The sequence below is a fragment of the Luteimonas sp. 100069 genome (genome assembly GCF_003813845.1).
Lineage (GTDB): Bacteria > Pseudomonadota > Gammaproteobacteria > Xanthomonadales > Xanthomonadaceae > Luteimonas > Luteimonas chenhongjianii.
Window position 1 is genome coordinate 830,738 of the sequence record NZ_RPFN01000001.1, and the last position, 24,840, is coordinate 855,577.

19 protein-coding genes are annotated in these 24,840 nt (G+C 70.2%); 9 read left to right on the forward strand and 10 right to left on the reverse strand.

Features of this window, described 5'->3' with window-relative positions:
* Positions 1-6 precede the first annotated feature (6 nt).
* The 3 genes from rng to tldD all read left to right on the forward strand — a co-directional run bounded on the left by rng (position 7) and on the right by tldD (position 6,999).
* Positions 7-1,527: a ribonuclease G gene (gene rng / locus EGK76_RS03655; RefSeq protein ID WP_123831684.1), complete on the forward strand. Its 1,521-nt coding sequence runs from the start codon at positions 7-9 to the stop codon at positions 1,525-1,527.
* Positions 1,528-1,578: 51 nt separating this feature from the next.
* The gene (locus EGK76_RS03660) at positions 1,579-5,442 is read left to right on the forward strand and encodes a YhdP family protein (RefSeq protein ID WP_123831685.1); all 3,864 of its coding nucleotides are present in this window, start codon (positions 1,579-1,581) and stop codon (positions 5,440-5,442) included.
* Positions 5,443-5,535: 93 nt separating this feature from the next.
* Positions 5,536-6,999 carry a metalloprotease TldD gene (gene tldD / locus EGK76_RS03665; protein ID WP_096299075.1) on the forward strand — a complete coding sequence of 488 codons (1,464 nt, stop codon included), beginning with the start codon at positions 5,536-5,538 and terminating at the stop codon, positions 6,997-6,999.
* Between the two features lie 130 nt (positions 7,000-7,129).
* Here tldD and yjgA read toward each other — a convergent pair whose 3' ends face one another.
* Complete coding sequence (gene yjgA, locus EGK76_RS03670) at positions 7,130-7,729, reverse strand: ribosome biogenesis factor YjgA (protein WP_123831686.1); 600 nt, start codon at positions 7,727-7,729, stop codon at positions 7,130-7,132.
* Between the two features lie 23 nt (positions 7,730-7,752).
* On the opposite strand from yjgA, the gene pmbA reads away from it, so the two are divergent.
* The 3 genes from pmbA to EGK76_RS03685 all read left to right on the forward strand — a co-directional run bounded on the left by pmbA (position 7,753) and on the right by EGK76_RS03685 (position 10,239).
* The gene (gene pmbA, locus EGK76_RS03675; protein WP_123831687.1) at positions 7,753-9,132 is read left to right on the forward strand and encodes a metalloprotease PmbA; all 1,380 of its coding nucleotides are present in this window, start codon (positions 7,753-7,755) and stop codon (positions 9,130-9,132) included.
* Between the two features lie 91 nt (positions 9,133-9,223).
* Positions 9,224-9,634, forward strand: a complete 411-nt coding sequence (locus tag EGK76_RS03680; protein WP_096299069.1) for a DUF4870 domain-containing protein — start codon at positions 9,224-9,226, stop codon at positions 9,632-9,634.
* A 155-nt stretch (positions 9,635-9,789) separates the two neighbouring features.
* The gene (locus tag EGK76_RS03685; protein ID WP_096299067.1) at positions 9,790-10,239 is read left to right on the forward strand and encodes a DUF4870 domain-containing protein; all 450 of its coding nucleotides are present in this window, start codon (positions 9,790-9,792) and stop codon (positions 10,237-10,239) included.
* 30 nt (positions 10,240-10,269) lie between these two features.
* On the opposite strand, the gene EGK76_RS03690 is transcribed toward EGK76_RS03685, so the two are convergent.
* Genes EGK76_RS03690 through tilS form a run of 3 tightly spaced genes read right to left on the reverse strand, consistent with a single transcriptional unit; the run spans position 10,270 to position 12,757 of the window.
* Complete coding sequence (locus EGK76_RS03690; protein ID WP_233580147.1) at positions 10,270-11,160, reverse strand: farnesyl diphosphate synthase; 891 nt, start codon at positions 11,158-11,160, stop codon at positions 10,270-10,272.
* Positions 11,153-11,425: an exodeoxyribonuclease VII small subunit gene (locus tag EGK76_RS03695; RefSeq protein WP_096299063.1), complete on the reverse strand. Its 273-nt coding sequence runs from the start codon at positions 11,423-11,425 to the stop codon at positions 11,153-11,155. The genes EGK76_RS03690 and EGK76_RS03695 overlap by 8 nt, the downstream gene beginning before the upstream one ends.
* Positions 11,426-11,434: 9 nt before the next feature.
* Positions 11,435-12,757 carry a tRNA lysidine(34) synthetase TilS gene (gene tilS / locus EGK76_RS03700; RefSeq protein ID WP_123831688.1) on the reverse strand — a complete coding sequence of 441 codons (1,323 nt, stop codon included), beginning with the start codon at positions 12,755-12,757 and terminating at the stop codon, positions 11,435-11,437.
* Positions 12,758-12,856: 99 nt separating this feature from the next.
* On the opposite strand from tilS, the gene EGK76_RS03705 reads away from it, so the two are divergent.
* The gene (locus EGK76_RS03705; protein ID WP_123831689.1) at positions 12,857-13,918 is read left to right on the forward strand and encodes an NADH:flavin oxidoreductase/NADH oxidase; all 1,062 of its coding nucleotides are present in this window, start codon (positions 12,857-12,859) and stop codon (positions 13,916-13,918) included.
* A gap of 103 nt (positions 13,919-14,021) precedes the next feature.
* On the opposite strand, the gene EGK76_RS03710 is transcribed toward EGK76_RS03705, so the two are convergent.
* The 4 genes from EGK76_RS03710 to EGK76_RS03725 all read right to left on the reverse strand — a co-directional run bounded on the left by EGK76_RS03710 (position 14,022) and on the right by EGK76_RS03725 (position 20,298).
* The gene (locus EGK76_RS03710) at positions 14,022-14,300 is read right to left on the reverse strand and encodes a hypothetical protein (protein WP_096299060.1); all 279 of its coding nucleotides are present in this window, start codon (positions 14,298-14,300) and stop codon (positions 14,022-14,024) included.
* 84 nt (positions 14,301-14,384) lie between these two features.
* On the reverse strand, positions 14,385-15,344 hold the full coding sequence (locus EGK76_RS03715) for an acetyl-CoA carboxylase carboxyltransferase subunit alpha (protein WP_096299058.1): 960 nt from the start codon (positions 15,342-15,344) through the stop codon (positions 14,385-14,387).
* 169 nt (positions 15,345-15,513) lie between these two features.
* Complete coding sequence (dnaE, locus tag EGK76_RS03720) at positions 15,514-19,047, reverse strand: DNA polymerase III subunit alpha (protein ID WP_123831690.1); 3,534 nt, start codon at positions 19,045-19,047, stop codon at positions 15,514-15,516.
* 318 nt (positions 19,048-19,365) lie between these two features.
* On the reverse strand, positions 19,366-20,298 hold the full coding sequence (locus EGK76_RS03725) for a hypothetical protein (protein WP_123831691.1): 933 nt from the start codon (positions 20,296-20,298) through the stop codon (positions 19,366-19,368).
* Between the two features lie 200 nt (positions 20,299-20,498).
* Here EGK76_RS03725 and EGK76_RS03730 point away from each other — a divergent pair, with 200 nt between their 5' ends.
* On the forward strand, positions 20,499-22,667 hold the full coding sequence (locus EGK76_RS03730) for a tetratricopeptide repeat protein (protein WP_123831692.1): 2,169 nt from the start codon (positions 20,499-20,501) through the stop codon (positions 22,665-22,667).
* Positions 22,668-22,693: 26 nt separating this feature from the next.
* Entirely contained in the window at positions 22,694-22,915 is a 222-nt protein-coding gene (locus tag EGK76_RS03735; protein WP_123831693.1) for a hypothetical protein, read from the forward strand.
* 15 nt (positions 22,916-22,930) lie between these two features.
* Here the strand turns inward: EGK76_RS03735 and rnhB are convergent, their stop codons facing one another.
* Positions 22,931-23,572, reverse strand: a complete 642-nt coding sequence (gene rnhB / locus EGK76_RS03740; RefSeq protein WP_123831694.1) for a ribonuclease HII — start codon at positions 23,570-23,572, stop codon at positions 22,931-22,933.
* On the reverse strand, positions 23,569-24,819 hold the full coding sequence (gene lpxB, locus EGK76_RS03745) for a lipid-A-disaccharide synthase (protein ID WP_123831695.1): 1,251 nt from the start codon (positions 24,817-24,819) through the stop codon (positions 23,569-23,571). Before lpxB ends, rnhB begins: the two co-directional genes overlap by 4 nt.
* Positions 24,820-24,840: the final 21 nt, after the last annotated feature.

Genomic DNA, 24,840 nt, shown 5'->3' on the forward strand with positions numbered 1-24,840 from the left:
ACCCGCATGTCCGAAGAGATCCTGATCAACGTGACTCCGCGCGAGACGCGCGTGGCGGTGGTCGAGAACGGCATGCTGCAGGAGCTGCACATCGAACGCGGCTGGCGCCGTGGCGTGGTGGGCAACATCTACAAGGGCAAGGTGCAGCGGGTGATGCCGGGCATGCAGGCGGCCTTCGTCGACATCGGCCTGGAGCGCGCCGCGTTCCTGCATGCCAACGACGTCGTCCGTCCGCCGCAGGCCGCCATCGACACCGAGCCCAACGGCGAAAGTCTTTTTCCCGCTCCCTTGCCGACGCTTGCGGTCAACGAGCTGCTGCGCGACGGCCAGGACATCGTGGTGCAGGTGGTCAAGGATCCGATCGGCAGCAAGGGTGCGCGCCTGACCACGCAGATCAGCATTCCGTCGCGTTACCTCGTGCTGCTGTCGCAGTCGCACGTGGTCGGGGTGTCGGCACGGATCGAGGACGAGGTCGAGCGGACCCGTCTCAAGACGCTGGTCTCCGAGCTGGCGGCGGCGACCGGTGGGCACGGCTACATCGTGCGTACCAATGCCGAAGGCCAGAGTGCGGAAGCGCTCGCCGAGGACATCGCCTACCTGCAGCGGGCCTGGGCGCTGATCGAGCACGGCACGGCCGAAGCGCGGGTGGGCACCTGCGTCTACGAGGACCTCACACTGCCGATGCGCGCCGTGCGCGACCTGATGCGCCGGGATGTCGACACGGTCAAGGTCGATTCGCGCGACACCTTCGAGAAACTCTGCATCTTCGCCGCGCAATACCTGCCGGCGCCGGGTCCGGCCGAACAGGCGCGGCTCGTCGACCGCATCGAGTGCTACACCGGCACGCGGCCGATCTTCGACCTCTACGGGGTGGAGGACGAGATCCAGCGCGCCCTGAAGAAAGACGTGCCGCTCAAGTCGGGGGGCTACCTGGTGATCGACCAGACCGAGGCGATGACCACGGTCGACGTCAACACCGGTTCGTTCCTGGGCCAGCGCAATCTGGAGGAGACGGTGTTCCGCACCAATCTCGAGGCCGCGCAGGCGGTCGCGCGCCAGCTGCGTCTGCGCAACCTCGGCGGCATCATCATCATCGACTTCATCGACATGGTGGATGCCGAGCACAGGCGCCAGGTCCTGCGCACGCTCGAGAAGTCCCTGTCCAAGGATCACGCCAAGACCACGGTCTACGACTTCTCGCCGCTGGGGCTGGTGGAGATGACCCGCAAGCGCACGGTCGAGAGTCTCCAGCGCCAACTCGGCGAAACCTGCGGCGCCTGCGGTGGCCGCGGCATCGTCAAGACCGTCGAGACCGTGACCTACGAGATCTTCCGCGAGATCGTCCGGGCCGTTCGCCAGTTCGAGGCCGACCGCCTGCTGGTGATCGCCTCGCCCAAGGTGGTGTCCATGATCACCGACGAGGAATCGGCCGCAGTGGTCGAGCTGGAGGAGTTCCTCGGCAAGTCGATCCGCTTCCAGTCGGACGACCAGTATCTGCAGGAGCAGTTCGACGTTGTACTGCTCTGAAGCCCCCGCCCGGTCGCATGCACCGACGACGCGCGCCGGAGTGGGGCGGCGATGACGGCCATCCGGACCTCGCGCCTGCATCGTGCGGGGCGCGCGGCGTGGTATCTGCTCGCCGCCGTGCTGGTCACGACGGCGCTGGCGGCGGTCGTCACGTCGCAGTTCGCGCTGCCCTGGCTTGAACGCAACCCGCAGACCGTCGCCCGCTGGCTGAGCGAGCGCGCGGGTCGCCCGGTCGGGTTCGACACCCTTGAAGCCGCATGGACCCGCCGTGGGCCGTTGCTGCGGGTCACCGGCCTGCGTATCGGTGAGCCGGGCCTGGCGGTGCCGGTCGGCAAGGCCGAGATCCAGATCGCGCAGTACTCCGGCCTGCTGCCCGGCCGATCGCTGACCGAACTGCGCCTGCATGGCATCGCGCTCACGCTGCAGCGCGCCGACGACGGGACCTGGCAGGTCCGCGGCTTGCCGGGCGCGGCAGGCGACGACGAGGATCCCCTCGACGCGCTGCAGGGGCTGGGCGAGCTGCAGGTGGTCGGCGCGCGGCTGACGATCGATGCCCCTTCGCTGTCGATCGCGCACACGCTGCCGCGCGTGGACCTGCGCATGCGCGTCGACCGGCGCCGCGTGCGCGCTGCGGCGCGGGCCTGGGTGGAAGCCGACGGCGCGCCGCTGGACCTGCGTCTGGATCTGCTGCGCGAGCAGGGCGACGGGCGCGCCTTCGTCGCGATGCCGCGCAACGACCTGCGCATCTGGTCGCCCCTGCTGGCCGCGAGCGGCGTGGCGATCCAGGCCGGCCACGGCCGCGTGGATGCGTGGATCGATCTGCGTGGGCGACGCGTCGAAGCGGTGACTGGCGACGTGGCCCTCGATGCGGTGTCGCTGCAGCGCGCCGGCGATGTCGCCCGCGCCTCGACCGATGCACCGACGGTCGTGTTCCAGGGCGCGCGCATACGTGCGCGCTGGGCGCATGTCGACGGCGACTGGCGACTGGACGCACCGACGCTGCGCATCGTGTATCTCGACCGCGAGCAGGTGCTCGACGGCCTGATGCTGAGCGGTGGCCGGCAGCGCTCGATGCACGCCGGACGGGTCGAAGTGGCGCCCCTGATCGCGCTGGCGGCGCTGGGCGATGGCATCAGCCCGTCGCTGCGGGAATGGTTGCAGGCCGCTGCGCCGCACGCGGTGCTCTCGGACGTGCGCTTTGCCGCGCGTGCGGGCGGGCCGCTGCGGCTGTCGGCGAGGATCGAGGATCTGGGGTTTGTACCGGTCGGCGATCGCCCGGGCCTGTCCGGTGTCGGTGGGACCATCCTCGGCGATGGCGCCGGCGTGGTGTTCCGCCCCGATCCGGCCGCGCAGGCGGTGTTCGACTGGCCGGTGGGCTTCGACGTCCTCCATCCGCTGCGGCTCGATGGCGAGATTGCCGCCTGGCGCGACGTCGAGGGCTGGCGGGTGGAGACTCCCGGGCTGCGCGTCGATGGCGACGGCTATGCCGCCGATGCCCGCGGCGGGCTGCGGTTCGACGGCGACGGACGCCCGCGCCTGGACCTGGTCGCCGATGTCGATGCGGCAGAGATTCCGGTGGCGAAGAAGTTCTGGGTGCGCCACCGGATGCCGGCGACGGCGCGTGCCTGGCTGGACATGGCGCTGGTCGGAGGGACTGTCCGCAACGGCTACGGCATCGTCGCCGGCGATCTCGACGACTGGCCGTTCGATTCGCGCAATGCCAGGGACCGGCGCGGGGTGTTCCTCGCCGAGGGCGACATCGAAGACGCCACGGTTCGCTTCCAGGACGACTGGCCGGCGATGACCGGGCTCAACGGCCACATCCGTTTCATCAATGCCGGTTTCGAACTGCGGCCCGCGGGCGGCGAGCTGGTCGGCGTGCCGGTGCGTGATGTCGTCGCCCGCATCCGCGACTACGGCGACTCGCCGGTCGAGGTCAGCGCGACTGCCACTGCCGATGCGAAGCAACTGCTCGGGCTGCTGCGACAGAGCCCGTTCCGGAAGACGCAGGGGGAAACCCTCGACGCGCTCGACCTGGCCGGTCGGGCGCAGGTCGCGATGTCGCTTGCCGTGCCGCCGGGCGCACCGTTCCGACTCGATGGCGAAGTGGCGTTGCAGGGCGTGGCGATGCGCGATTCACGATTCGAACTCGCCTTCGACGACGTCCGGGGCCGCGTGGCGTTCGACCAGGCGGGCTTCCATGCCGATGGTCTTGCCGCGCGCCAGGCGGGTCAGGCCGAACAGGCGGGCACGCTGTCATTGCGCGCCGGCAACGGACACGTGCGGCTGCGCAGCAACGCGTTCGAGGGCGAACTCGACATGCCCATGGACGCCGATGCGCTGCTCGCGCGCGCGCCCGACCTGGCATGGCTGCGGCCACACGTCGGCGGTCGCGCGCCCTGGCAGATACGGGTTTCGGTGCCGGATGCGCCGGCGCGTTCGGGAATGCCGGCCGCGCGTCTGCTGATGCGTTCCGACCTCGTCGGCACGACGCTGCGCCTGCCTGCGCCGCTGGACAAGCCGGCCCGGGTGCCGCTGCGCACGACGATCGAGGCGCCATTGCCATTCGGCAGCGGTGACGTGCTCGTCGGATTCGGCGACCGTCTTGCCCTGCGCGCGCGTACCGGTGGCGCGCGTGCCGGCATCCGCGTGGAGCTGGGACGGGCGCGCGTCGATGCCGCGGCGCCCGCGCAGGGCATCGCCGTCGGTGGCCGTACGCCTGTGGTCGACGTGCTCGACTGGATCGGCCTGATGGCCGGTGGCGGGAGCGGCGGGGGCGGGCTCAGGCTCGAGCAGGTCGATGTGACCACCGCCGATCTGCGACTTGGCAGCGGACGGTTCGGCCAGACACGCATCACCGCCGCGCACCGGGACGACGCCACCGACCTGCGCCTCGATGGCGCGGCGCTGGCCGGAAACGTGCGCATCCCCGACGCCGACGGGGCGCCGGTCGCGATCGCCCTGCAACGCCTGCATTGGCCCGCGGCGGCGAAAGCGACGACGGCACCGATGATCCATGCGGTGCCGGCGACGGCGCCGGCGGACATGCCCGATCCTGCGTCGGTGCCGCCGATCCAGCTCGCGATCGACGATCTGCGGTACGGCGCACTCGCGCTCGGGCGCGTCGACGCGCACGCGCGGCGCGTGCCCGGCGGGCTGTCGCTGGACCGGCTGCAGGTTCGGGCGCCGGCGCACCGCATCGATCTGACCGGTCGCTGGACCGGTCAGGGCCGCGGCGCCCGCACCACCATCGATATCGACGTGGAAAGCGAAGACTTCGGCCGGCTCGCCTCTGGCCTCGGATTTGCCGGCAGCATCGTCGGCGGGCACGGCCGCGTGGATCTCGCTGCCGCCTGGGCCGGCGCGCCGAACGGCTTCACCCCCGCCTCGATCAACGGCGCGATGCGCGTGGCGCTGCGCGACGGCCAGCTTGTGGAGGTGGAGCCAGGTGCGGGCCGCGTGCTCGGCCTGCTCAGCGTGGCGGAGCTGCCGCGGCGGCTGACGCTCGATTTCCGTGACTTCTTCAGCAAGGGTTTCGGTTTCAGCCGTCTTGCAGGCGACATCCTCTTCGGCAATGGCGTTGCCCGCGGCGAGAACCTCGTCATCGACGGGCCGGCCGCCGAAATCCGCATCCGCGGCAGCGCCGATCTCGCGGCGCGCACTCATGATCAGGAAATCGAGGTGCTGCCCAAGACCGGCAACCTGCTGCCGGCGGTCGGCGCCCTGACCGCCGGGCCGGTGGGCGCGGCAGTCGGCGCGTTCGCCAATGCGGTGCTGCGCGGCCCTCTGGGCGAGATGGGCGCGCGCCGTTATCAGGTCAGCGGGCCGTGGCAGGACCCGAAGGTCGAGGTCATCGAACGCCGCGACTCGGTGCAGGGTGCGCCCCCGCGGGACGGACCGCGTTCGGCCGATTGAAGTTGCGCGCTGGCGAGCCGTAGCGGAGCGGTGATGGCTTGCTGCGCGCCCGCTGCGGCTTGCCATCCGCGGCTTTGCCCCCACACTTCTACGATGTCCGAATCTTCCCTGTCTTCCGGCGGTGCGCTCGCACTCGCCGAGTCCCGTCTGCTGCTGCCCGCCGGTCTCGATACCGCCGGTCTCGATCGCACCTTCTCCGCGCTGCTCGGTCCCGGCATCGATTTCGGCGATCTGTATTTCCAGCACTCCCGTCGCGAGAGCTGGTCGGTCGAGGATGGAATCGTCAAGAGCGGTTCCCATGCGATCGAGCAGGGCGTGGGCGTGCGCGCGATCAGTGGCGAGAAGACCGGGTTCGCGTACTCCGACGATATCGATGCGGGTGCGCTGCTGGGTGCTGCGCAGTCGGCGCGCGCGATCGCCCGTGACGGCCGCGCACATGCGCCGCATGCGTTGGCCCGCGCCCGCGCCCATGATCTCTACGCGCCCCGCGACCCCATCGATGCGCTCGACAATGAAGCCAAGGTCGAGGCGTTGCGCCGCATCGACCGCCTGCTGCGCGCCGCGGACCCGCGCGTGCAGCAGGTCATGGTGAGCCTGTCGGGCGGCGTCGACACGGTGCTGGTCGCGCGCAGCGACGGCGTGCTCGCCGGCGACGTGCGCCCCCTGGTGCGACTCAACATCCAGGTGCTGGTGGAGCACGATGGCCGGCGTGAATCCGGTTATGCGGGGTATGGCGGGCGCTATTCGTACGAAGAACTGCTCGGGGACGGACAGCCGGAGCGGTTCGCGCGCGAAGCTCTCCGCCAGGCACTGGTGAACCTCGACGCGGTGGATGCGCCTGCGGGCACGATGCCGGTGGTGCTGGGCGCTGGCTGGCCCGGCGTGCTGCTGCACGAGGCAGTCGGCCACGGCCTCGAGGGCGATTTCGCGCGCAAGGGCACCAGCACCTATGCGGGCCGTATCGGCACCCGTGTGGCGTCGCCCGGTGTGACCATCGTCGATGACGGCACGCTGGCTGCCCGCCGTGGCTCGCTCAATATCGACGACGAGGGCACGCCGACGCAGTGCACGACGCTGATCGAAGACGGCGTGCTGACCGGCTACATGCAGGACACGCTCAATGCGCGCCTGATGGGGGTCGCGCCCACCGGCAACGGCCGCCGGGAATCGTTTGCGCATCTGGTCATGCCGCGCATGACCAATACCTACATGCTCGCCGGCCAGGACGCGCCCGAAGACATGATCCGTTCGGTGAAGAAGGGTCTGTATGCGGTCAACTTCGGTGGCGGGCAGGTCGACATCACCAACGGCAAGTACGTGTTCTCGGCGACCGAGGCCTATCTGATCGAGGACGGCCGGATCACCGCGCCGGTGAAGGGCGCGACGCTGATCGGCAATGGTCCCGAGACCATGCAGCGGGTGCGCATGATCGGCCACGACATGGCGCTCGACCATGGCGTGGGCGTCTGTGGCAAGGACGGGCAGAGCGTGCCGGTCGGCGTCGGCCAGCCGTCGCTGCTGATCGATCAGCTGACCGTCGGCGGCACCCGCGCCTGATGGTCTGGGCCACGGGCGGATGCGTGCCGGCGGGCGTGGGCGCCGCAGGTTCGGGTATCCCACGAGTGGGTTGTACGCGGTGGACTTCCGCCGCCGCCGTCAGCGCCGGCGACGCCGCGTCCACGCGTCCTCAGCGAGCGTCGTCCGTGTCGCTTGCGTCGTCGTCATCGGGGTGGCCATCGTCCGCAGCGGTTTCACCCGCCGCGAGCGAGGCCGCCGCGAATACGCCGCGCAGTTCACGGAACAACTCGCGGAACGCGGCCGGCGGCTTGTTCTTCGCACACTCCGCCAGGGCGTTGCGCACCAGCTGGCGCAGGCGCTGGCGGTCGGCCTCCGGGTACGTGTCGAGCAGCTCCGCGAGGGCCGCGTCGCCGTCGGTCAGCAGGCGTTCGCGCCAGGCTTCGGCCCGGTGCATCTGCGCGGTGTCCATGCGCGCCGCGGCGCCGCCGGCATCCATCGCATCGCGGATCGCATGCAGCGTCTCGTCGTCCTCGCGCCGCATCTGCTTGGCCAGGTACGCCAGCTGCCGCTTGCGCGCGATGTGCGAGGTGATGCGCCGCGCATCGGCGATGTGCGGCAGCAGAGTCTCGGGAATGGGCAGTTTGCCCAGCTGGTTTTCCGATAGCGCGGCCAGGGCATCGGCCAGCGACAGCACTTCCAACGCTTCGCGTCGGTTCTGCTTGCGGCTGGGGCCCAGGTACTCGCCGGAATCTTCGTCTATGCCTCTCATTGCAACAGGATAAGTCATTGCTCATGTCGCCCGCCCTGAATGTTCACACCGCCGACGATTCGGCCGAGCGCCTCGAAGCGCTGGCCGCGGTATCGCAGCGCCTCCTCGACCGTTGCCGCGCCGCCGGGGCCACCCAGGCAGAGGTCTCCTGCTCGGAGGACGCGGGGCTGAGCGTCAATGTGCGCATGGGCGAGGTGGAGACCGTCGAGTCCACCCGCGACCGCGGGATCGGCGTCACCGTCTACTTCGGCAAGCGCCGGGGCACCGCCAGCACCGCCGATCTGCGCGAGGAGAGCCTCGCGGCTACGGTCGAGCAGGCTTGCGCGATCGCGCGCTTCACCGAGGACGACCAGGCGTCGGGCCTGGCCGACGCGGAGCTGATGGCGCGGCCCGGGCCGGACGGCCGCTTTCCGGAGTTCGATGCCTGGCATCCCTGGGCGCTGGACGCCGACGCCGCGGTGGATCTGGCCCTGGCCTGCGAGGCCGGTGGTCGCGACGCGGATCCGCGCATCGAGAACTCCGACGGCGCTTCGGTCAGCACCACGCGCGGCCTCAGCGTGTATGCCAACAGCCATGGCTTCATCGGCGCCGAGCGCAGCAGCCATCACAGCATCGGCTGCGCGCTGATCGCGGGCGCCGGGGATCGCATGCAGCGCGAGGGCTGGTACAGCGTGGCCCTGGCTGCGGACGACCTGGAATCCCCGATCGCAATCGGCCGCCGCGCGGCCGAGCGGACCCTGGCGCGCCTCGATCCCCGGCCCGTGCCCACCGGCAGCTATCCGGTGCTGTTCCAGGCCGAAGTGGCGCGATCGCTGATCGGCCACCTGCTTGGTGCGGTGTCGGGCGGTGCGCTGTACCGGCGCGCGAGCTTCCTGCTCGACAGCGTCGGCACGCAGTTGTTTCCCGAGTGGTTCGGCATCTTCGAGCGGCCGTTCCTCGAGCGCGGCTTCCAGTCTTCGGCCTACGACGCCGAAGGCGTGGCCACGCGCGAAGCACCGCTGGTCGAGGGCGGCGTGCTTCAGCGCTATGTGCTCGGCAGCTATTCGGCGCGCAAGCTCGGCCTGCAGACCACGGGCAATGCGGGCGGCGTACACAACCTCGAGATCCCCGCCAACGCCGGCGGCCTCGACGAACTGCTGCGCGGCATGGATCGCGGCCTGCTGGTCACCGGTCTGATGGGGCAGGGCGTCAATGCGGTGACGGGCGATTATTCGCGCGGCGCGTCCGGCTTCTGGGTGGAGGGCGGTGAGATCCGGCATGCGGTCGACGGCATCACCATCGCCGGCAATCTGAAAGAAATGTTCGCCACCATAGAAGCGGTGGGCAGCGATATCGACCCGCGTTCGCATGTGCGGTCAGGGTCGATCCTGCTCGGCCGCATGACCGTCGCCGGCGACGACTGAGCTTTGCGCACTTGACGGTGACCCCCGCATCGCTGAACAGTGCTTCGCAGGCCACGGCCTGATCCTTCCACACGACCAGAGGCGCTTTCGCATGAGCGAGTTCGACAAGTACACCCTTGCACCGCCTCCGCCCGCCGGCGCCGCGTCTTCGGAAGAGCGCCAGTGGGCCCTGTTCGCCCATCTGTCGGCGTTGACCGGACTGTTCACCGGCGGGGTCGGCAACATCGTCGGCCCGCTGGTGATCTGGCTGATCAAGAAGGACACGATGCCGTTTGCCGTCGATCAGGCGCGCGAGGCGCTGAACTTCAACATCACCCTGTTGATCGTCGGCGTGCTGTTGCTGCTGATCACCCTGGTCACCTTCGGCCTGGGCGCCGTGCTGACCTTCCCGCTCTCGATCCTGCTCGGCATCGCGTGGCTGGTGCTGACGATCATCGGCGGCATGAAGGCGAACGACGGCGTGGCGTATCGCTATCCCTTCGCGCTGCGACTGGTCAAGTAAGCCGCTGCCCTGCTGCAGCACACGGGCTCCGGCGCCGCGCGCCGGCGCCTGTTGCGTACGGGCGTGCCGGAAGTCCGGGTGACCTCCGCGACTGGCGGGGCTCATGACGTGCCGGCAGGCTGAAACCTGATCACATCCACCACCGGAGTCTTCGTATGCAGACCGCATCCTTCCCGCAGACCCTGCCCGCCAGCGAGAGCCGCAACTGGGCGGCGGCGATGCACATCGGCGCGTTGGTGCTTGCGCTGCTGACGAGCTGGATGTCGGGTCTGGCCGGAGCGCTGGTGGCCGGCGCGGTCTATCTGGCCAAGCGCGATGAGGACGCCTTCGTGGCCGAGCACGCGCGCGAGGCACTCAATTTCCACCTGAGCATGTGCCTCTACGCCTGCGCGATCGTCGTGACCGGCATCGTTCTGCTTGGCGCGACGGTGCTGACGCTCGGGATCGGCGCGATCGTGACAGTGCCGGCCGGCCTGTTGCTGGGCGCGGCGGCCTGCGGGCTGGCACTGCTGTGGCTGGTCAGCAGCATCGTCGCGGCGGTCCGCGCACTGAACGGCGAGCATTACGAGCACCCGCTGACGATCCGGTTCTTCGGGCGCCGATAAGCCGTTCGCAGCCCGGTCGAACGATCCGCTTCAGTGATCGCGCTCGATCGCGCGTCGACCGAGGGCGGCCAACGGCGCCACGGCATCGCCGAACGGCGCCAGCGCCTCGTCCATGCGCGCGGCCAGCGCCTGCAGGCGGTCACGCGAGGCTTCCAGCCCGATCAGCGCCGGGAAGGTGGCCTTGTCCTGCGCGACATCCTTGCCGGCCGTCTTGCCGAGCGTCGCGCTGTCGCCCTCGATGTCGAGCAGATCATCGCGGATCTGGAATGCGAGGCCGAGCGCGGCGGCGAAGCCGTCGAGCCGGGCGCGGGTGTCGGCGTCGACACCGGCTGCCAGCGCGCCGAGGGCGACGGCGGCCCGCAGCAGGGCCCCGGTCTTCATTGCGTGCAGGCGTTCGAGCGCGGCGATATCGATCGACACGCCTTCGCCAGTGGCGGCGAGATCGAGCGCCTGGCCGCCGCACATGCCGTTCGCGCCGGAGGCATGCGCCAGCGCGGCGACCATCGCCAGGCGGATCTCCGCATCGAGCGGGGCCTCGGCCAGCAGCGAGAACGCCAATGTCTGCAGCGCATCGCCGGCGAGGATCGCGGTGGCTTCGTCGAAGGCGACGTGCACGGTCGGCTGGCCACGGCGCAGCGCATCGTCGTCCATTGCCGGCAGGTCGTCATGGACCAGCGAATAGGCATGCACCAGTTCGATCGCGGCCGCAGCCGCGTCGGCGGCTCCGGGCGCGGCGCCGAACGCGTGGGCGGTCGCGTGCACAAGAAGCGGGCGCATGCGCTTGCCGCCGAGCAGCACTGCATGGCGCATCGCCGCGTGCAGGCGGGGCTCGCCGCCCGCCACGGCGTCCAGCGCGCGCTGCAGGCTCGCGTCGGTGCGCGCGCGCCAGACCTCGTTCAACCCCGCCATCGGGTCAGGCATCGGGACCGTCTGCCGCAGCTTCTCCGAAGGGCTGGGCGCGTTCCGGCGCGGCCGGGTCGCTGAGCAGGCGTACACGCAGCTCGGCATCCTCGAGCGCCTGCTGGCAGCGGCGATAGAGGCCGACGCCGCGCTCGTAGGCGCCCAGCGATTCCTCCAGGCTCAGTTCGTCGCCCTCCATGCGTTCGACCAGCGACTCGAGTTGGGTCAACGCGTTCTCGAAATCCGCGACGGGACTGGGTTCGGTAGTGGCAGGCTTTTTCGGCATCCGCGGATTTTAAAGCATCGGCGCGTGCAGGGCCGATGCCGTGGTGCCGGGTGGCCACCAGCGCAGCCGGCGATGGCCGCTGCGGAGCCAGGCGTCGAAACCGGCGTCGAAGACGAGGTCGCCGGCCGCCGCCAGCCGACCGCTGGCATCGACCAGCAGCGGCAGGTGGGCCCGCAGCCAGGGCGGGATCGCCAGCGACTGCAGTACGTGCTTGAGGGCGTGGGTATGGTCACGTCCCGGCAGGCGGATGCGCTCGCCACCCCGGCGCGCCTGGACCCGCCAGGGCCCCGCTTCGTCCAGGACGCCTTCGAAGGCCAGCACGCCCCCGTCCGGCAGGCAAAGCGGTGCGCGGCCGTCCCACATGTCCGAAAAGACGCGATCGAGCGGCGCGCGCACCGGCCCCGCATGCAGCAGTTCACGCCAGCGCTGCAGGCGGTGGCCGGCCCAGTCGAAGCAGGGCTGTCGATCCGGCTGGCCACTGGCCAGGTCGTGCTCGCACCAGGCCAGCGCCTGCGCCGGCAGCGGGGGCAGGCCGAGCGCGGCGCACCAGCGACGCAGCACACGGGCGCGACGCGCGGGCGGAAGCCTGCGCAGGGCGTCGAGCCGGAGGACGGCCGGATCCAGCGTCCGTGCCTGCGCGAGCGCTTCCGCGTCACCCGGGTCGAGCAGGTCACCGGCGTCGGCCTGCAAGGCCGCAACGCCGGCCAGCGCCGCGTCGGCCTGCGGCCAGCGCGTGCGCAGCAGCGGCAGGACGCGGTTGCGCAGGAAGTTGCGGTCGGCGTCGTCGCCGGCGTTGCTGGCGTCCTCGATCCAATGCAGGTGGTGAGCCTGCGCATACGCAAGCAGCCGCGCGCGCGGAAGGGCCAGCAGGGGGCGCCACAGCTGGCCTGCTGCGAAGCTGCGCAACGGTCGCATCGCCGCGAGCCCCTCGGGACCGGACGCGCGCAAGGCACGCAAGAGCACGGTTTCGGCCTGGTCGTCGCGGTGGTGGGCGAGGACGAGAAGGCCGCCATCGGGCAGATGCCGGGCGAACGCGGCATGACGTGCATCGCGGGCGGCAGCTTCCAGGCCCCGGCCATCGGGCACGACATGCACACGGACAATCTCGCATTGCAGTCCCAGCGCATCGCAGACCGCCGCGCAGTGCGTGGCCCAGCCGTCGGCGGCCGTTTGCAGGCCGTGATGGACGTGGATCGCGGAGAGCCCGCGCATGCGCGCCTGCGGCGTATGGGCGAGCGCGTGCAGCAACGCGGTGGAGTCGAGTCCGCCGCTGAACCCCACGAGGAGCGGTCCGTCACCGGGGAGCGCGGGCAGGGGCAGTACGGGCGGCATGCGCGCATGGTGCCATGCGCTGCAATGCTCCGATCCGGCGGTGCGGTCGCCGTCGGCATCCGTGCCGCCTACAGTGAGCACCCCTCGGAGGATGACTGCATGGCTGCCCTGTTCGCCCCGTTCCGCCAGCGCGACGTGACGTTGCGCAACCGCATCGCGGTTTCTCCGATGTGCCAGTACTCGTCCGTCGACGGCATGCCCGACGATTGGCAGCTCGTGCACCTGGGCAGCCGTGCGGTCGGCGGCGCGGGACTGGTGATGACCGAAGCCGCGGCGATCTCCCCGGAAGGGCGGATCTCGCCGCAGGACGCCGGCATCTGGAACGACGCGCAGGCGCAGGCCTGGGCGCGGGTCGCGGCGTTCATCCGCGCACAGGGTGCGGTGCCGGCGATCCAGCTCGCGCACGCGGGGCGCAAGGCCAGCACCCATGCGCCATGGCGTGGCCGCGGCGCGGTGCCGGTCGCCGAGGGCGGCTGGGAGGTCGTCGCGCCATCGGCGCTGGCCTATGACGCGACCTATCCGTCGCCGCGGGCCCTCGACGCGGAGGGCATCGCCGCCGTCGTCGCCGACTTCCGCGCAGCGGCGGTCCGCGCGCTGGCGGCGGGCTTCGAGGTGGCGGAGATCCACGCCGCCCACGGCTATCTGCTGCACCAGTTCCTGTCGCCACTTTCGAATATGCGCGACGATGCCTGGGGCGGCTGTTTCGACAATCGCGTGCGCTTGGTGCTGGAAACGGTCGACGCGGTGCGCGGCGTCTGGCCCGAGCGACTGCCGCTGTGGGTGCGCGTGTCGGCGACCGACTGGGTCGACGGCGGGTGGGATCTTGCCCAGACCGTCGAACTCGCGCGCCTGCTGAAAGCGCGCGGCGTGGATCTCGTCGACACCTCCAGCGGCGGCCTGTCGCCATTGCAGTCGATCGAGGCGAGGCCGGGCTACCAGGTGCCGTTCGCGCGTCAAATTCGCAAAGACGCCGGTATCCCGACCGGCGCGGTCGGCCTGATCACGACGCCTGCGCAGGCCGAGCGTATCGTCGCCGACGGCGATGCCGACATCGTGCTATTGGCGCGCGAGCTGCTGCGCGATCCGTATTTCCCGCGGCGCGCGGCAGCAGAACTCGGTGCGCAAATCGAGGCGCCGCCGCAGTACCAGCGGGGCTGGTGATCAAGGCGCCGCGCCCGGGGTGGACGCGGCGCATCGGACGATCGGGTGTGGTCGCGTCAACAGGCCGCGCGGGACGGTGCAGGCCGCCACGCGCGGCAATCGATCACTCGGTCTCGATGCGGATGCCGCCGATAACGCCGGCCGCCGCGTTGTAGATGAGTGCCTGGATCGCGCCGCCGATGAAGCCGGCAATGCCGTACATCAGCGGCAGCGCGATGACCATGAGGCCCCCCATCATGGCGAATCCATTCCCGGTGCCCGTCATGGGGCCAAGCAGGCCCTCGAACAGGAACACCATCATTCCGACCAGCAGGCCGAACCCGGCGGCGATGATGCCGATGATCTTGGCAGCCGAAAACACATCGATACGTTTGATGATCACGCAGAGCTCCCCTGGGCTGGCCAGTCGCCAGCGCCGGAAGTCTATTCGAACGCGACTGGAAGGCGTCGTTCGGCGGTGCGACGCTTACGCCGCCTCGTACGCCCCGTAGCCGCGCAGGCGCTCGTAGCGACGCTGCAGCAGCGTCTCGACCGGCAGCTGCTCGAGCTGGTCGAGCTCGTTCATCAGCACCGCCTTGAGGCGCGTCGCGGTCTGGCGCGGGTTGCGGTGGGCCCCGCCGATGGGCTCGCGAACCACCTTGTCGATCAGGCCCAGCGACTTGAGCCGCCTGGCGGTCAGCGCCAGCTGTTCGGCGGCATCGCGCGCCTTGCCGGCGTCCTTCCACAGGATCGAGGCGCAGCCTTCCGGTGAGATCACCGAGTAGGTGCTGTATTCGAGCATCAGCGTGCGATCGCCGACGCCGATCGCCAGCGCGCCGCCCGAGCCGCCTTCGCCGATCACGGTGCAGATGATCGGCGTCCTGAGCCCCGCCATTTCCATCAGGTTGCGGGCGATGGCTTCGGACTGGCCGCGCTCCTCGGCGCCGATGCCCGGATAGGCGCCCGGCGTGTCGATGAAGGTCAGCAGCGGCAGCTTGAAGCGCTCGGCCATCTTCATCAGGCGCAGCGCCTTGCGGTAGCCCTCCGGGCGCGGCATCCCGAAGTTGCGGCGCACCTTGGTCTTGGTGTCGCGCCCCTTCTGGTGGCCGATGATCACAACGCTGCGGCCGTTGATCCGGCCAAGGCCACCGACGATCGCGGCGTCGTCGGCATAGGCCCGATCGCCCGCCAGCTCCTGGAACTCGTCGCAGAAGTGACGGATGTAGTCATTGGTGTAGGGACGCTGCGGATGCCGGGCCAGCTGGGAGACCTGCCACGGGGTCAGGTCGCGGAAGATGTGGGCGGTCCGCTTGCGCAGCTTGTCACGCAGGGTCGCCAGTTCGGCGTCGATGTTGACTGCAGGGCCGTCGCTGGCCTGGCGCAATTCCTGGATCTTCGCTTCGAGGTCGGCGATGGGCTGTTCGAAGTCGAGGTAGTTCGGATTCATTCGGGAAAGCCGTCGGTGATGAGCGGTTGCGGTGGACCCGGGCGCCTGGCGCCACGCAGGTCCGGCCTGGCCGGAGGGCCGACAGTTTAGCCGAGCGCGTCGGATGGGGCCGTACGAGGGCGTCCGGAACGCAGATCGCCGCAAGATGACGGATGTTGGCCGGACCCGCTCAGTTCGCCCAGGGCTTGGCGATGTCGATGCGGGCGATGCGGACTCCGGGCTGGGCACGCAGGGTGCCGGGCAGCTCCGCGTCCACGCGCACCGACTGGCTGCCGTTGACGTCGAGGGTGCCGGCGCTGCCGGCGGGGAGCAGCAGATCCAGCCGCAGCGGCGTGCGCCCGGGGCGATGCTGGGCCAGCAGTTGTTCGACGCGCGCCAATGTGCCGGGCACGCGCAGGTCCAGGCGCAGCGACAGGCGGCGTGCGTGTTCCGGGCAGACGGCGTGGAAATCCCAGCAGCGTTTGACCCGCAGCGCGAAGCCGCCGCTGAACTCGTCCTCGCGCAGGCCGCCCTCCACGATCAGCACACGATCGCGGGTGAGCAGGTGTGCGTACTCGGCGCTGGCGTCTGCGAAGAATCCGCATTCCAGCCGCCCGCGCCCGTCCTCGAGCAGCACGAAGGCCTGGGAATCGCCGCGCTTGCGCATCGAGGTGACCTGGCCGGCGACGATGACATGGGTTTCCGGGCGCCAGCTGTTGCCGCCACCCTTGGTGTCGCGCGCGGCCCACAGGCTGTCGAGCTGGCCCAGGTCGGTGCCCACCAGTGCCTGCAATTCCTCGCGATACGGATCGAGCGGATGCCCGCTGAGGTAGTGGCCGAGCGTGTCGCGCTCGCCGTCGAGGCGCTGCTTGAGGGACCATTCCTCGCATTCGGGCAGGTCGATATGCAGCACGTCGCCATCGCCGCTGCTGCTGCTGCCGAACATGTCGACGATGCCGGCGCTGCGGTTGCGTGCGAGCTGGTCGGTGGCCTTGACCGCTTCGGGCAGCTGCAGCATCAGCGAGGCGCGGTTCTTGCCCAGTGCGTCGAGCGCGCCGGCGTTGATCAGGGCTTCGAGCGTGCGCTTGTTGAGCCGCGAGGAATCCACGCGGCGGCAGAAATCCAGCAGGTCGGGGAACACGCCGCCCTGCACACGCGCCTCGACGATGTTCTCGCAGGCGCCGCGGCCCACGCCTTTGACCGCGCCCAGCCCATAGCGGATGGTCCTGGGGTCGATCGCCTCGAACATGTAGGCCGAGGCGTTGACGTCCGGCGGCAGCACTTCCAGGCCCATCGTCCGCGCTTCGGTGAGAAAGCCGGTGACCTTGTCGGTGTTGTCCATGTCCGACGAGAGCACCGCGGCCATGAACTCGGCCGGGTAGTGCACCTTCAGCCATGCGGTCTGGTAAGCCACCAGCGCGTAGGCGGCGGAGTGCGACTTGTTGAAGCCGTACTCGGCGAACTTCTCCATCAGGTCGAAGATCGAGCTCGCCACGCGCGGGTCGACGCCGTTCGCGGCCGCGCCGGCCTCGAACTTGGCGCGCTCCTTGGCCATCTCCTCGGCCTTCTTCTTGCCCATCGCGCGACGCAGCAGATCGGCGCCGCCCAGCGAATAGCCGGCCAGGACCTGGGCGATCTGCATCACCTGCTCCTGGTAGACGATGACGCCGTAGGTCGGCGAGAGCACCGGCTCGAGCGAGGGATGCGGATAGCTCACCTCGGTGCGGCCGTGCTTGCGGTCCACCCATTCCTTGTCCATCCCCGAGCCCAGCGGGCCGGGACGGAACAGCGCGGCGAGCGCGATGATGTCCTCGAAGGTGTCGGGCTGGGCGCGCTTGAGCAGTTCGCGCATGCCGCGCGATTCGAACTGGAACACCGCGACGGTGTCGCCGCGCGCGAACAGCTTGTAGCTCTCGACGTCATCGAGCGGCAGTGCGGCGATGTCGAGCGCATCCTCGCCCGCCGCCGCGCGGCGCACGTTGATCGCCTTGACCGCCCAGTCGATGATCGTGAGTGTGCGCAGGCCAAGGAAGTCGAACTTCACCAGGCCGATCGTCTCGACATCGTCCTTGTCGAACTGGGTGACCGGGTTGCGGCCACGCCCGCCTTCGTCGTGTTCGGCGAACAGCGGGCAGAAATCCGACAGCGGTGACGGTGCGATGACCACGCCGCCGGCGTGCTTGCCGGCGTTGCGGGTCAGGTCCTCGAGCTGCAGGGCGAGATCGAGCAGGTCGCGGACATCGTCCTCGTCGTTGTAGCGGGCGATCAGCTCGTCGGAGCGCCAGGCATCGTCGCTGCGCGACTTCTCGGTGCGACCCAGCGCGTCCTCAAGGCCGATGCCCAGCGTCATCGGCACCAGCTTGGAAATGCCGTCGACCATGCCGTACGGGAATCCCAGCACGCGGCCGGTGTCGCGCACCACGGCCTTCGCCGCCATCGTGCCGTAGGTGATGATCTGGCTGACGCGGTCGCGGCCGTACTTCGCGGCGACGTAGTCGATGACCTCGTCGCGGCGATCCATGCAGAAGTCGATGTCGAAGTCGGGCATCGACACGCGTTCGGGATTGAGGAAGCGCTCGAACAGCAGGTCGTAGGGAAGCGGGTCGAGATCGGTGATCTTCAGCGCCCAGGCCACCAGCGAGCCGGCGCCGGAGCCGCGGCCTGGACCGACCGGAATGTCGTGGTCCTTGGCCCACTTGATGAAGTCCGAGACGATCAGGAAGTAGCCCGGGAAGCCCATCTTGCAGATGACGTCGAGCTCGACGTCGAGGCGTTCGATGTAGCTCTCGCGGGTATGCCCCGGGGCGAGCGGATATTTCGCCAGGCGCTCCTCGAGACCTTCGTGCGATTGCGACCGGATCCAGGTGTCGAGCGTGTGCTCGTCGGGCACCGGATACGCGGGCAGGTAGTAGGTGCCCAGGCGCAGTTCCAGGTTGCAGCGCTGGGCGAGCGCGAGCGTGTTGTCGATCGCGTCGGGCACGTCGGAGAACAGCGCGGCCATCTCCTCGGCCGACTTCAGGTACTGCTCGCGCGTATAGAGCTTCGGGCGACGTGGATCGTCGAGTACCCGACCGGTCGAAATGCACACGCGCGCCTCGTGCGCGTCGAATCCTTCGGCGTCGAGGAAGCGCACGTCGTTGCCGGCGATCACCGGCAGCGAGAGATCCGACGAAACCTGCAACGCCAGCGCGTTGTGCACCGCCTCGTCTTCGAAGCCGCAGCGGGCGAGCTGCAGGAACAGGCGGTCGTCGAAGACCTCGCGCCACTGCGCATACCACTGGCGCGCGAGATCGTCGCGACCGCCGGTGAGCAGTTTCGCGGCCGGCCCGTGGCGGCCGGTGATGGCGAACAGGCCGGCATTCGCTTCGCGCAGCCATTCGGGACGCACCACCACGCCATCGGTGCGATGGCCCTCCATCCACGCGCGCGTGAGCAGGCGCGACAGCGACAGGTAGCCGTCGTGGTTGCGGCACAGCAGGGTCAGCGTGGATGCCGGCTCGTCGCCTTCGGCGATCGAAATGTCCGCGCCCATCACCGGCTTGATGCCGGCGCCCTCGGCCGCGCGGTAGAACTTCACCAGCGCGAACAGGTTGTTGCGGTCGGTCAGCGCGACCGAGGGCTGGTCGAGCGCCGCGCAGCGTTTGACCAGCTCCTTGATCCGGATCGTCGAATCGGAGAGCGAGTATTCGCTGTGGACGTGAAGATGAACGAAGCGCGCGGGCATTGCGTCAGCGAGGCGGCCGGAAGGTCAGGTTAGGGCCGGGGCCCGGGGCGGACAAGGCTTGACAGCATCGGCGTGCCGGCGCGGCGCGGGTGGCACCTGTCCGCGGCTGCGCCAACGTTCAGGCCGACGCCCGATTTCGTTGCAGACGCGCGTCGGCACGTGTCAGGAGCAGAGGCTGGGGGGATTGACGGCGCGCCTCCGTTACGGGACGCAGGCAACGCGTCCGATACGGAAACGACTGCCGGGATTGCCCCCCCAGCGGTCGTCTAATTTGCAGCTGCGCTTGCAGCCGGTCAGGACATCAGCGCCTTGTCCGGCTCAGAGCCGGGTCACCCGGACCAGCGCCGAGATCCAGCCGACGTCGCCGCCGTCGTCCTTGCCGCTGAGTGCCAAGCGCTGGGTGTAGTGAAGTCGGCGGGGATCGGTCCCGCACTTGTAGGTCTGCTCGCCCGGGATGTTGATCATCTCGTGTGCGCCGATGGTCAGGCCGCCGGGGTTGTAGGGGTCATCGCCCAGCCCCAGCACGTCCGCCACCAGTCCGCCGGCTTCGCCGATCAGCCACGACACCAGGCTGCCGGCGGCGTTGCTCTCGGACTGCAGCGACGACAAGGCGCTGCCGACCGCACCGCCCGCGGCGCCGCCAGCGGCGGAGGCTGCGGTCTCGAACACCTGTCCGACCCGGCGCTTCACCTCCTGCCTGACCTTCGCGCGGTCGCCGTGATCGTGTTCGACGATCTGCAGCACCAGGTTGAGGTCGGCCGGGGGGCCCTCGTAGAGGACGATGCCTTTGTTGTAGATGCGGTTCTTCGTGTCCGGCCCCAGGGTCACCTCCGGCAGGTCCCAGGACCTGGTGTAGCCCTGGCTGCCGAGATTCGCGACGACCGTGCCGTACAGCTCGTCGCCCTTTTCCTGCCGGATGTCCAGGCCATAACCTTCAAGCGTCACACGTACGCGGCCGGACGGTTCGAAGGTGACAGCGCCGCCCTCGTGCAGGCTGGTGGACATGCGTCCACCGCGGAACTCCACGTACAAGCGGCCGTTGCGATGGTAGGTGGGGAACTGGGCGTTGACGGGCAGGCCCACCGCCGACCGGGCGCCCTGGGCCTGCAGCCATTCGCTCATGATGCGCTGGCGTCCCTGGGCGACCAGTCTGCGGATGGCGATGACGCCGCCGGCGCGGGGGCCGGTTGTCGGGTCGAAGCGGATGGTGTCGATGCTGAAGTCGCGGGTGGCTTTCAGTTGCACAGGCATGTTCGTATCTCCGTTGGTGGCCGTGCCGTGGTGGGCGTGAGGCCGGGTCGAGGGTGTTTCGTGCCCCGGAGAGAAGCCGCGTAAGATCCGGTATCGCGGTCGTTCCCCGGTGGACCCAGCATCGGTCCGGCGTTCCGGGAGGTCGCGAGGCCCCTGCGAGGCAACGGTGTGGTTTGCGAGGTTCTGGCGATGGATTCGCGATGACCGGTCACACGCCCGACCCGGTGGCGGTCCTGACGGCCCGCACCATCCGCTTTGGTGACGTCGAGATCGACGTCGACGGGCAGACGATCCTGCGTGCGGGTGCGCCCGTGCAGGTCGAGCCGAAGGTGTTCGCCGTGGCGCTGGAACTGCTGCGCCAGCCGGGCCGGCTGGTCACGCGGGACGCGCTGCTCGATGCGGTCTGGGGGCATCGCCATGTCACGCCCGGCGTGCTGACCCGGGCGATCGCGCAGCTGCGCCAGGCGTTGGGAGACGACCCGCACCAGCCCCGTTACATCCAGACCCGCCACGGCATCGGTTATTGCTTCATCGGCGAGCGGATCGAAGCGCCGCCCACGACTGATGCGTTGGCGACCTCTTCTGCGGACTGTGGGACCGGCGGCACGCTGGACGCCTCAGCGCTCCAGGTCGATGCGGAGCACACGGCGCCCGCCCGCCACTGGCGACCCCGCGCCTGGGGCATCATCGCCTCGGCGATCGCACTGGTGGTGGCTGCGGCAGCGTGGTGGACGACGCCAGACGTGCCGTCGACCGGACAGGACGCGGCCGCCTCCGTCGCAGTGCTGCCGTTCGAAACCGCGGGCGAGGGTGACCGCGACGACGTTTTCGCGGCCGGACTGTCGATGGAGCTGCGCGATGCGCTGGCCGGCGTGCCCGGCCTGCAGGTCGCAGCGGCGTCACCTGTGCAGGATGGGCCGGTCGCGGACCGGACGTTCGGCCGGTCGCTCGGTGTTGCCCGGGTGCTGGACGGCTCGGTACGACGCGATACCGACCGCGTACGCATCCATGTGCGCCTGGTCGATCCGGCGACCGGCACCATCGCCTGGACCCGGAGCTACGAACGTCCGCTGGCGGCGCTGTTCGACCTCCAGGCGGAGATCGCGCGGGATGTTGCCGGCCGCCTGCTGGGTAGCGTGCCTGCGGTCGAGATGGACGCGCTCGGCCACCGGCTCACGCCGACCGCGAACGTCGCCGCGTTCGACGCCTACCTGCACGGACTGCGACAGCTGGCGACGGTGATGGACGTCGAGGCCGCCGGTCGGGCCGAGGCCGGCTTCGAGCGCGCGCTGGCACTCGATGCGGGCTTCGCCCGCGCGCAGGCCGGCCTGTGCCGTGTGGAGCTGTGGCGGTTCGACGCACACAAGCAGCCCGCCGCGTTCGACACCGCGCGCACGGCCTGCCTGCGTGCGGTGCGGATGGATCCGGGCGATGGGCGGGTCCGGCTCGCGCTGGGCGATCTCTACCGCATGGCCGGCGATCCCGACACTGCCGCCGACCATTACCGCGCGGCCGAACACGACCCGGCCTGGCACGGCGCCGCGCTGGCGGGCCTGGCGAAGCTGCAATTCGCGCGCGGCGACGTGGGCGGTGCGCTGGCGACGCTGCAGGCCGCGAGTCAGGCCGCGCCCACCGATGCCGCGCTGCAGGCGGAGCTCGGCTACCACGCCTATCTCGCGGGCCAACTGGAAGTGGCGGTGGCGACCTATCGCCGCGTGGTGGCACTGGAACCGCGCGAGGCTGACTACTGGGACACGTTCGGCGCGTTGCTGCTCGCAGCGGGCGATCACGCCGGCGCCCAGGCCGCGCTGGAGCGCGGGGTGGCGATCGAACCGTCGGAAACGGCGCTCAGCAACCTCGGCACGCTGCTCTACCAGGACGGCGACCATGCCGGCGCGGCAGCCCGCTTCCGGCAGGCGCTGGCGCTTTCCGACACTGCGCATCACCAGGTCTGGGGCAACCTCGGCGACGCGCTGCTCGCCGACCCCGCCACGCGCCCGCGCGCGGGCGATGCGTTCCGCGAAGCGGCGATCCAGGCCGAGCGCTATCTCAGGGCGCAGCCCGACGATCCGCAGACCCTGGCGGCCCTCGGCTGGTACCGCGCCAACACCGGTGACGCGAGCGAGGCACGGCGTCTGGCAGCGCGGGCGACGCTGCGCGCACGCGACGCCGCCGACATCGGCGAGGTCGCGCTGATCACCGCCGACATCCATGCGGCGCTGGGCGAACTGGACCAGGCACGCGCACGGCTCGCGGTCGCGCGCGGGGCCGGCATCGCCCCGATCCGAATCGCGACCGACGACGTGCTGCAGCGGGCAGGGCTGGTCGAACCGGCGCATGCTCCAGCACAGACTTCCACCCGCGAGTGACTTCGCATTCACACGAGGCGACCGCAATGACGACGACCCGAAAGACCGCGACATCCGCTCCGCGGCCTGTAAGCGGGGCCGCGGCAAAAGCCACGAAGCCGGCGGCGCCGGTGACGCCCAAGACCGCGCAGGTCGCGGTGTCGTCCAGCATCGAGGCGCGCAGCAAGAAGGTGATCGTGCCGCCGCCCAAGCCCAGGCACGATGGACTGCGGGTCGGCCAGCGCACGCCCAAGCCCCGGGCCGGTTGAGCCGGGCGATTGGTTTCAGGCGGGGACGGGAAACAGATCGTCCATGCGCGGCTCGCGGATGGACGGCGTCTCTGCATGGATCGGCGCGAGCGCCCGCGCCACCGGCGCGAAACTCCGCCGGTGGTGCACGCAGGGGCCATGGGTCATCAGCGCGTCCAGATGCGCCGGAGCGCAGTAGCCCTTGTGCCGGTCGAAGCCGTAGTCCGGAAACTGCGCATGCAGCGCGACCATGGCCCGGTCGCGCGCTACCTTGGCCAGGATCGACGCGGCCATGATCGACTGCTCGAGCGCATCGCCGCCGACGATCGCGCGCGCCGGACAGGGCAGGCCGCGTGGCAGGCGGTTGCCGTCGACCAGCACGCGCTCGGCGGCCGGCGCCAGCGCCTGCACCGCGCGCGCCATGCCGACCATCGTCGCCTGGTAGATGTTGATGCGGTCAATCTCGTCGACATCGACGAATTCCACCCGCCATGCAAGCGCCCGTTCGACGATCTGCGGATACAGCGCCTCGCGGCGCTTCTCGGTCAGCTTCTTGGAATCGTCCAGACCGTCGATCGGGCGCTTCGGGTGCAGGATCACCGCCGCGACCACCACTGGTCCGGCCAGCGGCCCCCGGCCGGCCTCGTCGACACCGGCAACGCGCAGGCGCCGGGTCATGGCGTCGCTCCCGGACCGGGCGCGGGCAGCGCGGGCACGGCCAGGCGTGCGACCGCATCGGCAGCGGTCGCCGATGCGCCGCGGCGCAGTTGCAGATGCAGATCGCGATAGACGGGCTGTAGAGCCTGCGCCGCATGTGGATCGCGGAACCAGTGCAGCACGGCCGTCGACAGGTTCTCGGGCGTGCAGGCTTCCTGCATGAACTCCGGCGCGATCGTGCGGCCCGCCAGGACATTGGGCAGCGAGAAGCGGTCGACCTTCATCAGCCTCAGCAGGCGCACGACGAAGGCCGTGCTCGGCGAAATGCGGTAGCCCACGACCATTGGCCGCTTGGCCAGCAGCGCCTCGAGCGTGGCGGTGCCGGACGCGAGCAGCACGACATCGCTGGCGACCATCGCGGTCCGCGCCTGGCCGTCGAGTACCCGGATGTCGAGATGGGCGAACCGGGTTTGCGCGCGCAGGGCATCGATCGCGTCGCGACACGATGCATTCGCCGCCGGCACGACAATGCGCAGGCCGGGCAGGGCAGCGGCCACGCGCGCGGCGGCGTCGAGGAAGATCTCGCCGAGCCGGGCGATCTCGCCGAGCCGCGAGCCGGGCAGGACCGCGAGCACCGGTGCGTCGTCAGCGAGTCCGAGCGCTGTGCGCGCCGCGGCGCGATCGGGCTCGAGCGCAAGCATCTCCGCCAGCGGGTGCCCGACGAACCGCGCGTCCACGCCGTGGGTGGCATAGATCGGCGGTTCCATCGGGAACAGGCACAGCACCAGGTCTGCGCTGCGTCCGATCTTCGCCGCGCGCCCCTGGCGCCAGGCCCAGATCGACGGGCTCACGTAGTGCACGGTGCGGATCCCGCGCTGCTTGAGCGCGCGCTCCAGACCCAGGTTGAAATCGGGAGCGTCGATGCCGACGAAGATGTCCGGCCGCCATTGCAGCAGGCGCTCGCGCAGGTCGCGGCGCAGGCGCAGCAGGCGCGGCAGGTGCCGCAGCACTTCCGACAGCCCCATCACCGCGAGCTCGGAGGCGTCGTGCCAGGTGTCCATGCCGGCCGCGCGCATCGAGTCGCCGCCGACGCCGGCAAAGATCGCCTGCGGATGGCGCGCCCGCAGCTGCTCGATCAGGCCCGCGCCGAGAAGGTCACCGGAGGCCTCGCCCGCGACAAGTGCAATGCGCAGCGGCGCGGAGGCGCTGTCGGCGGAGGAAGGCACGGGAGTTGGCGCGGACACGGGCACGACGTCATTGTGCGGCATCGGCGTCTCGCCGTGCCGCGT